Annotated in this window: 10 protein-coding genes and 2 pseudogenes; 6 read left to right on the top strand and 6 right to left on the bottom strand. The window is 71.1% G+C overall.

Annotated features, from left to right (window positions below; all coding sequences use genetic code 11):
- Both VJS38_RS09135 and VJS38_RS09130 read right to left on the bottom strand, forming a co-directional pair.
- Positions 1 to 210, bottom strand: a pseudogene (locus VJS38_RS09135) (ABC transporter permease); the annotation flags it as partial.
- Positions 207 to 932, bottom strand: coding sequence for a cell division ATP-binding protein FtsE (locus VJS38_RS09130; RefSeq protein WP_324087840.1), 726 nt, complete (start codon positions 930 to 932; stop codon positions 207 to 209). The pseudogene VJS38_RS09135 and the gene VJS38_RS09130, both read right to left, overlap by 4 nt.
- A gap of 56 nt (positions 933 to 988) precedes the next feature.
- On the opposite strand from VJS38_RS09130, the gene VJS38_RS09125 reads away from it, so the two are divergent.
- Positions 989 to 1,876, top strand: coding sequence for a DUF3426 domain-containing protein (locus VJS38_RS09125; RefSeq protein WP_324087839.1), 888 nt, complete (start codon positions 989 to 991; stop codon positions 1,874 to 1,876).
- Positions 1,869 to 2,396: a phosphoribosyltransferase gene (locus VJS38_RS09120; protein WP_324087838.1), complete on the top strand. Its 528-nt coding sequence runs from the start codon at positions 1,869 to 1,871 to the stop codon at positions 2,394 to 2,396. The genes VJS38_RS09125 and VJS38_RS09120 overlap by 8 nt, the downstream gene beginning before the upstream one ends.
- Before the next feature lie 26 nt (positions 2,397 to 2,422).
- Here the strand turns inward: VJS38_RS09120 and lysA are convergent, their stop codons facing one another.
- Genes lysA through argH form a run of 3 tightly spaced genes read right to left on the bottom strand, consistent with a single transcriptional unit; the run spans position 2,423 to position 5,396 of the window.
- Entirely contained in the window at positions 2,423 to 3,691 is a 1,269-nt protein-coding gene (lysA, locus tag VJS38_RS09115; protein ID WP_324087837.1) for a diaminopimelate decarboxylase, read from the bottom strand.
- A complete protein-coding gene (locus tag VJS38_RS09110; protein WP_324087836.1) occupies positions 3,688 to 3,981 on the bottom strand; it encodes a hypothetical protein in 294 nt (97 codons plus the stop codon). The genes lysA and VJS38_RS09110 overlap by 4 nt, the downstream gene beginning before the upstream one ends.
- Complete coding sequence (gene argH, locus VJS38_RS09105; protein ID WP_324087835.1) at positions 3,978 to 5,396, bottom strand: argininosuccinate lyase; 1,419 nt, start codon at positions 5,394 to 5,396, stop codon at positions 3,978 to 3,980. Before argH ends, VJS38_RS09110 begins: the two co-directional genes overlap by 4 nt.
- Here argH and VJS38_RS09100 point away from each other — a divergent pair, their 5' ends adjacent.
- Positions 5,397 to 6,014 (top strand): TlpA disulfide reductase family protein, encoded by a 618-nt coding sequence (locus VJS38_RS09100; protein ID WP_324087834.1) that lies wholly within the window; start codon positions 5,397 to 5,399, stop codon positions 6,012 to 6,014. It begins immediately after the preceding gene.
- Positions 6,015 to 6,035: 21 nt separating this feature from the next.
- Here the strand turns inward: VJS38_RS09100 and VJS38_RS09095 are convergent, their stop codons facing one another.
- Positions 6,036 to 6,428, bottom strand: coding sequence for a helix-turn-helix transcriptional regulator (locus tag VJS38_RS09095; RefSeq protein ID WP_324087833.1), 393 nt, complete (start codon positions 6,426 to 6,428; stop codon positions 6,036 to 6,038).
- A 250-nt stretch (positions 6,429 to 6,678) separates the two neighbouring features.
- Between VJS38_RS09095 and VJS38_RS09090 the strand changes: the two genes are divergently transcribed.
- From VJS38_RS09090 to VJS38_RS09080, 3 genes and pseudogenes are all read left to right on the top strand, one after another.
- Entirely contained in the window at positions 6,679 to 7,638 is a 960-nt protein-coding gene (locus VJS38_RS09090) for a hypothetical protein (protein ID WP_324087832.1), read from the top strand.
- Positions 7,639 to 7,711: 73 nt separating this feature from the next.
- The gene (locus tag VJS38_RS09085; RefSeq protein ID WP_324087831.1) at positions 7,712 to 7,963 is read left to right on the top strand and encodes a hypothetical protein; all 252 of its coding nucleotides are present in this window, start codon (positions 7,712 to 7,714) and stop codon (positions 7,961 to 7,963) included.
- A gap of 240 nt (positions 7,964 to 8,203) precedes the next feature.
- Positions 8,204 to 9,137 (top strand): annotated as a pseudogene (locus VJS38_RS09080) (ice nucleation protein); the annotation flags it as partial.

Below are 9,137 nucleotides of genomic sequence, written 5' to 3'. Positions count from 1 at the left end.
CGGACGGGCGCGGACGATCACCGTGGCCTCCTTGGCGAGCTGGCTGCTCCAGCCCTTCGCCGCGCGGTCGGCGGCGATGACGCCGAGCGCGGTCACGCAGGCCAGGAAGCAGAGCACGGCGACCACGAAGACCAGCGACCCGTCACGGATCTCGCGCTCCGGCAGGAAGGCCGCCGGCCGCCAGCGGGCCGGATCGAACATCTCGCTCATGAGAGCGCCGGCCCCTGCGGCGCACGCAAGCCGAGCCGGCCGCCTTCGAGGTGCAGCGACGGCCGGCCCGAGCGGGCCACCAGGTCCTGGTCGTGGGTGGCGATCAGCACTGTCGTGCCCAGCCGGTTCAGCTCGACGAACAGGCGGTAGATTCGCAGCGCCATCTCGTGGTCGACGTTGCTGGTGGGCTCGTCGGCCAGCAGGATCTGCGGGCGGTTGACCACCGCGCGGGCGATCGCCAGGCGCTGCTTCTCGCCTCCTGCCAAAGTCGCGGGCAGGGCGTGCATCCGGGCGCCCAATCCCACCCAGGTCAGCAGCTCGGCGACGTCGTCGCGGTACTCCTGGGGCCTGGCGCCGCCGATCCTGAGCGGCAGGGCGGCGTTGTCGAAGGCGGTCATGTGTTCGAGCAGCAGCAGGTCCTGGAACACCACCCCGATCCGCCGCCGAAGCTGCGGCCGGTCGCCCGGGTCGGCGTGGGCGATGTCGTGGCCGAACAGGTGGATCAGGCCCTTCGACGGCCGCGCGGCAAGGTAGATCAGCTTCAGCAGCGAACTCTTGCCGGCGCCCGACGGGCCGGTGAGGAAGTGGAAGGACCCGGGCGAGAGGCTGAACGACAGGTCGCGCAGCACCTCCGGGCCCCGCCCGTAGCGCATCGAGACGTCGTCGAAACGAACCACCTCGTCAGGATCGGTCGCCGCACCGGCGCTAGGGTTTCTGGACATGAGGGCCGAAATCGGCGACCTCGAAGGAGGTTGCTGGAGCGTCCGATTCGGCTGTCATGATACTGACCTGTCCTGAGTGCGCCACCAGCTATTTCGTCGACGATGCGCGCATCCCGGCCCAGGGGCGGCGGGTCAGGTGCTCGAGCTGCGCCCACCGCTGGCTGGCGGGGCCCGACGGGCCGATCCCGGAGCCCGGCCTCGCGCCGGAGCCAGCCCCCCAGATGGCGGAGCCCGAAGCCGAGGCCGCGCCCGTCGCCGACGAGGTCGTTGCGATCGAGCGCGAGCCGGCGCCGGCATTTCGGCCGCTGCCGCTGCCCCGGACGCCGCCGCCGCGCCAGGAGCGGCGCGGAGCCGCCCTGGTCTGGGCGGGCGTGGCCGGCCTCGTCGTCGCCCTGATCGCCGGCGTCATCGTCTTCCGCGAGCAGGTGGTGCGGCTGTGGCCGGCGAGCTCGGCGGCCTATGCGGGCCTGGGCTTCCAGGTCGCCGGTGGCGGGCTGGTGCTGGAGCAGGTGCGGGTGCAGCCCGCCTTCCTGGCCGGGCGTCCGGTGCTGTCGATCTCCGGGGCGATCCGCAACATCCGCGACGTGCCGGTCGAGGCTCCGCCGGTGCGCCTGACCCTGCTCAACCGCGCCGGTCAGCCGGTGGCGGCCAAGATCGCCCGGCCCGACGACGCCACCATCCCGGCCGGGGCCCGCAAGCGCTTCACCGTCACCATGCTCGATCCGCCGGCCACCGCCCGCGACCTCGAGGTCAGGTTCGACACCCCTGGCGGCAAGGCCGGGGCGCGGCCGGCCGAGGCGGTGCTGACGCCTGCGCCGGCGCTTCCCCAGCCCGCGGTCGCCGCGCCGCCGACGACCCCGGCGGCGGCGACCCCGGCCGAGGCCGTGCCCTCGCCCGGCGAGCGGGGCCAGCTCACGCCTGCGGAGGCCACCGAACATGGCTGAGACGATCGGAACCGTGATGCTCACCGAGGCGGAGGTCGCCGCCCGCGTGGAAGGCTTGGCGCGCGCCATTGCGCCCAGGATCGACGACGAGACCGTCGCGGTCTGCCTGCTGACCGGCGGCCTGTGGTTCTGCTCGGACCTGATGCAGGCGTTGGCGCGCGCCGGCCGCTACGTCCGCTTCGACGCCCTGTGGCTGGCCTCCTACAAGGACGAGCGGGTGTCGATGGGCCGCTGCGAGGTGCGCGCGGACCTGCAGCGGCCGCTGGTCGGGCGCAAGGCGCTGGTGGTCGACGACGTCTTCGACACCGGCTTGTCGCTCAGCGAGGCCCACCGCCTGGTCAAGGACGCCGGCGCCGCCCAGGTGCTGACCGCCGTCTTCGCCCGCAAGCCCTGGCCGGAGAAGCGCGCCATGGAACCCGACTTCGTCGGCTGGGAGGCCCCCGCCCGCTATCTCGTCGGCTACGGCATGGACGCCGCCGGCCTCTACCGCGGCCTGCCGTATATCAGCGCGCTGGACTGAAAGATGCTCCCTCAAAAGGGGGGCATCTAAAGCCACGGCGCGGGCCGTTCGCGCTCCAGCATCTCGGCATAGGTCGGGCGCGGGCGCACCACGGCCCACTGGTCGCCGCGGACCAGGACCTCGGGAACCAGCGGGCGGCTGTTGTACTCGCTGGCCATGGCCGCGCCGTAGGCGCCGGCGCTCATGAAGGCGATCAGGTCGCCGGCTTCCATCGGCGACAGCGCGCGGTCGCGGGTGAAGGTGTCGCCGGTCTCGCAGACCGGCCCCACCACGTCGTAGACCACCGGCTCGCCGGGACGAGGATTCAGCGGGCGGATGTCGTGGTAGGCGTCGTACATCGCCGGCCGCACCAGGTCGTTCATCGCCGCGTCCAGCACCACGAAGCGGCGGCCTTCGGGGCGCACGTGGATGTGCTGCACCCGGGCCACCAGCACGCCGGCGTTGGCGGCGATCACCCGGCCGGGCTCGAAGGCCAGCTGGACGCCCAGGCCCTCGGTCACGCGGCCGACCATCCGGGCGTACTCCTCCGGGCCGGGCGGCTCGGGCTGGTTGAAATAGGGCACGCCCAGGCCGCCGCCCAGGTCGAGACGCTCGATGTGAAGGCCCTCGGCGTGCAGCCGCTCGACCAGGCCGCGCATCTTGCGGAAGGCGGCCTCCATGGGGCCCAGGTCGGTGATCTGGCTGCCGATGTGGCAGGCGACGCCCACGGGCTTGAGGCCGGCCATGTTCGAGGCGTTGGCGTAGAGCCGCTCGGCCTCGGCGAAGGAGACGCCGAACTTGTTCTCCGCCTTGCCGGTGGAGATCTTGGCGTGGCCGCCGGCCTCAACGTCGGGATTGACACGGATGGCCACCGTCGCGCGCTTGCCGAGCCGCTGGCCGACCTGGTCGATCAGCCGAAGCTCGGGTTCGGACTCGACGTTGATCTCGGCCACCCCGGTCTCCAGGGCGAAGGCGATCTCGGCCTCGGTCTTGCCGACGCCGGAGAAGACGATGCGCTCGGGCGCGACGCCCGCGGCCAGCGCCCGGCGGATCTCGCCTTCGGAGACGACGTCAGCGCCCGCGCCCAGATTGGCCAGGGTCTTCAGCACCGCGACGTTGGAGTTCGCCTTCACTGCGAAGGCGATCAGCGGGTCCTTGAGGCCGGCCGCCAGCAGCGCGTCGCGCAGCACCGTGTAGTGCCGCTCCAGGGTGGCGGAGGAATAGACATAGACGGGAGAGCCCACCGCCTCGGCGATCTTCGCCAGCGGCACGCCCTCGCAAAACAGCTGGCCGTCCTGCAGCTCGAAATGGTTCATTGGCTTGGTGCGGCGTCGGGAGCGGGGGAGGCGGTCGAGTTGGGGCTGGTCCCCTGGATCGGACTGCTGCGCGACGCGCCTGGATTGATCGCCTCGTCCCGCGGGTCGACCGTGTTGATCGGACGCGAGGGATCATAGGTCCCGCGGCCCTGCTCGGCGGGCGCGCGCGCGGGCCCGAACAGCGGCGGAGGCCGCTGCAGCTCGCCCGTCTTGCCGCAGCCCGCGAGGGCCATGGCGACGGCCGCGAGGCTGGCGAGGCTGAGCGCGCGCGCCGGGGTGGGACGGCTCATTGGAGGACTTCCTTCCATCGCTTGATCTGCGCACGGACCTGCACGGGCGCGGTCCCGCCGTAGCTTTTGCGGCTGGCGACCGAGGCTTCGGGCGTCAGCACCTCGTACACGCGATCGGTGATTCGCGACTCCAGCGCCTGCAGCTCGGCCAGCGGCAGGCCGGGCAGGTCGCAGCCCAGCTCTTCGGCGCGCTTCACCGCCGCGCCGGTGACGTGGTGGGCGTCGCGGAACGGCAGGTTCAGCTCCCGCACCAGCCAGTCGGCCAGGTCGGTGGCGGTGGAGAAACCGGCGCCGGCGGCCGCGGCCATGCGCTCGGCGTTCGGCTCGAGGTCGGCGACCATGCCGGTCATCGCCCGCAGGGAGAGCTCGAGCGCGTCGAAGGCCTCGAAGGTCGGGACCTTGTCCTCCTGCATGTCCTTCGAATAGGCCAGCGGCAGGCCCTTCATCACGACGGACAGCTGCTGGAACGAGCCCAGCGCCTTGCCGGCCTTGGCCCGGACCAGCTCGGCCGCGTCCGGGTTCTTCTTCTGCGGCATGATCGACGAGCCGGTGGTGAAGGCGTCGGTCAGGCGGACGAAGCCGAACTGCGGCGTCATCCAGACGACGATCTCCTCGGCCAGGCGCGAGAGATGAAGAGCGCAGATCGAGCCGGCGGCCAGGGCCTCCAGCGCGAAGTCGCGGTCGGACACGCTGTCCAGCGAATTGGCCGTCGGCCGCTCGAAGCCCAGGGCCTGCGCGGTCATGTGGCGGTCGATCGGGAAGGGGGAGCCGGCCAGCGCCGCGGCGCCCAGCGGGCTCTCGTTCATCCGCGCCCGGGCGTCGGCGAAGCGGCCCGCGTCGCGGCCGAACATCTCCACATAGGCCATCAGGTGGTGGCCGAAGGTCACCGGCTGGGCGGGCTGCAGGTGGGTGAAGCCCGGCATCAGGGTCTCGGCGTGCGCCTCGGCCTTGGCGAGCAGGGCCCGCTGGAGCGCCTGCACCAGGCCCGCCGTGCGCTCGCAGGCTTCGCGCACCCACATGCGAAAGTCGAGCGCCACCTGGTCGTTGCGCGAGCGGGCGGTGTGCAGGCGTCCGGCGGAGGGCCCGATCAACTCGCGCAGCCGGGCCTCCACGTTCATGTGGATGTCCTCGTACTCTTCCCGGAAGGGGAAGGTCCCGGCGGCGATTTCCTCGCCGATCTGGGCCAGGCCCTGCTGTATGGCGGCCTCGTCCTCGCTTGAAATGACGCCCGCCTTGCGCAACATCGCCGCGTGCGCTCGGGACCCCGCCAGGTCCTGCGGCGCCAGCCTGCGATCGAAGCCGATCGAGACATTGATCGCCTGCATCAGTTCCGCGGGTTTGTCGGAGAAACGGCCGCCCCACATCGCCTGTCCGGCGGGCGTGGTCTGCGGGGCGTCAGAGGAGTCGTTTGTCATATGAGCGATCATTCCGGGGCGAAGCCCAGTGGCGGGTTCCTGAAGTGGGCCCTCTGGGGCGTCGCCCTCTTCGGCGTCGCGGCGGTTGTCTACATCATCGTCCAGGCTTCCATCAAACCTGAGCAGGACACCGGCCTCAAAGCCGTGGCCCACGGCCAGATGAAAAAGCTGGTGAGCCCGGCGGAAGCGACGAGCGGCCCGCCCAACATCTTCTACGACGCCGCCGGAAAGCCGCTGAAGGTGGCCGACTTCAAGGGCAAGGTCCTGGTGCTGAACCTCTGGGCCACCTGGTGCGCGCCGTGCGTGGCGGAGATGCCGACGCTCGCGAAGCTGGCGGGCGAATACGCCGGCAAGCCGGTCGCGGTCGTGCCGGTCAGCGTCGACACCCCGTCCGATGTCGACAAGGCCAGGCAGTTCATCGCCCAGCACGCGCCCTTGAGCTTCTACAGCGATCCGCAGATGAAGCTGCCGTTCGCGCTCAAGCCGGCCGCCGCCGGCATGCCGACGACGGTGATCTACGGCGCCGATGGGCTGGAGCGGGCGCGCCTTTCCGGGGGCGCGGACTGGTCGGGCGCCGACGCCCGCGCAGTCATCGACCATGTGCTCGCCGACCGCTAGTACACTAGCGGCCGGCGGCTTCTACACCAGCGCCGGCGCCTTCGTCGCCCCAGGCGCATTCGCCTCGGCCGCCAGGGTCCGCATCAGGCCCAAGAGGCTGCTGCGGGTCTCCGGGCTCAGGCGCTCGAAGGCCGACAGGAGCTCAAGCGCCCCTGGGGTGCGCATGCGGCTGAGGATGTCCAGGTCGCCGGGGCTGCCCCCGTCCGGCGCGTCCAGGACGTCCATCAGGTCCACGACCCGGCACTGAAGGGCGCGGGCGATCTGCACCAGGCGGGAGAACGAGATCCGGTTGGCGCCGTTCTCGTACTTTTGAATCTGCTGGAAGCTGACGCCGCACTGCTCGGCGAGCGCTTCCTGCGAGATTCCCAGGCTCCGACGTCTGATGCGCACCGCCGCGCCGAGCGCGATGTCCATGGGATCCGGTGCTTTTGTCGATAGCTCGCTCACAGACTGTTCCTCCACGCGACAGCAGACTCATCGGTTGGTTCGCGTGCCGCCGATCAACTTAGAGGCATTATTTCGAGATTGAAAAGGGGGTCTTCACGATGGGCGCAACCGTAGCCTTGGGTTGTGGGTTCGTATGCATATGCGGCCACGTAGAAGCCCAGCCATCCTTGATAAGGATCAAACGCCGGCCAGGGACGGAACGCGGATCGGCGCGGTCTTGGGCGCGAGCACGGCGGCCCTGATCTCGGTGGGCCTGGCCTACTGGATCGGCGGCGGCGGGGATCGCACCCTCACCCGCTTCGACCATGCGCCGCCGCCCGCCTACGCCCCGTCGCAGGCCGATCCGGGCCAGGTGGTCCGCGCCTACGAGCAGTTGAAGCAGGTCTACGCCGACCGGGGCGCGGCCGGCGTCGCCGACTTCGCGCATGGCTGCGGCCAGTCGCTGGCGTCGAATCCGCGTGCGCTCGACTTCTGCCTCGCCTTCGACGTCTACGCCGCCTCTCTGATGGGCGATGACGAGATCGCCCGCGCCTGGCGGTCCAATGCGGCCGAGCGCCAGCTCGCGCTGGCCCGTGTCGCGCTCCCGCCGACCGAGGACCCCGTGGCCCGGGTCGCCCGGGTCCGCACGCTCGCGCGCCAGACCAGCCTGCAGGATCCGGATCTGGCCATGCGCCCGCAGAAGGCCAAGGCGGCGCCGCATCGCGCCAAGCCGCGTTACGCCAAGCCGCGTCACGCCAAGGCGGTGGCCGCGGCGACGGAAGCTTCCGCCCCCCAGGTCGAGCGGGCGGCCGCGCAACCGGCCGACCAGCCCGCAGCCCAGCCCGCCGTCTCGCCATCGGCGACGACGGTCGCCGAGGCCAAGCCTCGCGCCAGGCCGGCGGCGGTGAAGCGGGCTTCGGTCAAGCGTGCGCGGACGCCGGCGACGGATGCGTGCCGGCGCAAGTCCACAGCGGGCGAACGCACGGTCTGCGCCAGCCCGGCGCTGCGCCAGGCGGACGCCCAGCTGCAGGCCGCCTATCGCAGGGCGGTCGCCGCCGGCGCCGATCCCAAAGGCCTGGCGCGCGACCAGGCCCGCTTCCGACGGGCGGTCAACGCCGCCGCCCCCGACCGGGTCGCGGTGGAGCGGCTCTACTATCAACGCACGCGAACCTTGGAGGGGCTGTCCGAGAGCCCCTGACGCGCCGCGGGTTAAGCTTCTGGTCACCGAAGCAAGGCCGAATCGACCGCTCGACCGTCAACGATCGGAAGCCATGCGAGCCAGTCGTTCCCATCCGCACTTCGACCACGGGGCCGCCCTGCGGGTGCCTCCGCCGCACGACGCCAAGAACTGGCGGACCTTGTGGATGTGGCTCGGAGAGGACGCCCACATGATCCTCGAAGGCGGGGCCGTTCAGGTGCGCACGCCGGAAGGGCCGGTGGTCGCCCACAGCGGCGACTGGATCGTGCTGTCGCACTCGGGCGTGTTCCATGTCGCCCACGCGGTCCGGACCTGCGACGCCTGACCGCGCGCGGCGACGGATTCGGGTTTCGCCGCCGCCTGCCGGCGCTGTCCCCAAGCTGCGCGCGTGGCGCGAACTGTCGCGGCCACGCGGTCCGCGCGACCGCCGTTAACAAGCGTAACCATTTGGAAAGGTGAGTCTGGTCTAGGTACGGAGCGCTAGTCGCACTCTCGGGGACCGTGCGCCCCGGGTTTCTCACTACCTGACCGACAGAATGTCGGCCAGTTCGACCAGGATGGTGTCATGTCGATCTCGATGCTCTCGGCCGCGCAGATCAGCACTCTGTCGGTTACGGCGATCCAGAGCCTCACTACGACCGATATCGCGTCGCTGAACGCGACGCAGATCGGCGCCATCAACACGACCGACATCGCGGCCCTGACCAGCACCCAGGTCGGCGCGATCACCTCGGCGCAGGCCAAGGGCCTCACCGCCACCCAGATCCCCTTCTTCCAGAGCTCGGTGATCTTCGACACCACCCAGCTGGCGGTGTTCAGCGGCGCCCAGGCCGGCGCGCTGACCTCGACCCAGCTGTCGAACCTGGACACCACGCATCTCGGCTCCCTGAGCTCGGCGGCCCTCGGCGGCCTGACCTCGGCCAACTTCTCCAGCCTCGACAGCACCCAGGTGCAATCGCTGAGCGGCGCTCAGCTGAAGGGCCTGAGCGCCAACCAGCTCGGCGGCCTCAGCACGACCGACGTCGGCGAGTTCACCTCGACCCAGATCGGCCAGCTCTCCGCCACCCAGCTGAACGCGCTGACCACGACCGACGCCGCGGCGCTGACCACGACCCAGCTGTCGGGCCTGACCTCGACCCAGGTCGGCCAGCTGTCGAGCGCCAACCTTTCGGCGCTGACCTCGACCCAGGTCGGCTCGCTGAGCACCACCCAGACGGCGGGCCTGACGGCCAACCAGATCAAGGGCCTGTCGACCACCGACTTCGGCGACTTCTCGACGACCCAGGTCGCCGCCTTCTCGTCGGCCCAGCTCGGCGCGCTGTCGAGCGACAACTTGTCCTCGCTCAACTCGACGGTGGTGCAGACGCTGAGCTCGACCCAGCTCGGCGGCCTGGCGGCGACGCAGTTCAAGGGCCTCTCGGCGGCCGACGTCGGCGAGTTCACCTCGACCCAGATCGGCCAGCTGACCTCGGCCCAGCTCGGCGGCCTCAGCACCACGG

The sequence above is a fragment of the Phenylobacterium sp. genome (assembly GCF_035276905.1).
Classification (GTDB): domain Bacteria; phylum Pseudomonadota; class Alphaproteobacteria; order Caulobacterales; family Caulobacteraceae; genus Phenylobacterium.
Note: the sequence above shows the minus strand (reverse complement) of the source record. Positions and strands in the feature narration are given on the sequence as shown.

Coding starts and splice junctions, on each gene's coding strand:
- VJS38_RS09130 (WP_324087840.1), bottom strand. CDS start 932: ATGTCCAGAAACCCTAGCGCCGGTGCGGCGACCGATCCTGACGAGGTG.
- VJS38_RS09125 (WP_324087839.1), top strand. CDS start 989: ATGATACTGACCTGTCCTGAGTGCGCCACCAGCTATTTCGTCGACGAT.
- VJS38_RS09120 (WP_324087838.1), top strand. CDS start 1,869: ATGGCTGAGACGATCGGAACCGTGATGCTCACCGAGGCGGAGGTCGCC.
- lysA (WP_324087837.1), bottom strand. CDS start 3,691: ATGAACCATTTCGAGCTGCAGGACGGCCAGCTGTTTTGCGAGGGCGTG.
- VJS38_RS09110 (WP_324087836.1), bottom strand. CDS start 3,981: ATGAGCCGTCCCACCCCGGCGCGCGCGCTCAGCCTCGCCAGCCTCGCG.
- argH (WP_324087835.1), bottom strand. CDS start 5,396: ATGACAAACGACTCCTCTGACGCCCCGCAGACCACGCCCGCCGGACAG.
- VJS38_RS09100 (WP_324087834.1), top strand. CDS start 5,397: ATGAGCGATCATTCCGGGGCGAAGCCCAGTGGCGGGTTCCTGAAGTGG.
- VJS38_RS09095 (WP_324087833.1), bottom strand. CDS start 6,428: ATGGACATCGCGCTCGGCGCGGCGGTGCGCATCAGACGTCGGAGCCTG.
- VJS38_RS09085 (WP_324087831.1), top strand. CDS start 7,712: ATGCGAGCCAGTCGTTCCCATCCGCACTTCGACCACGGGGCCGCCCTG.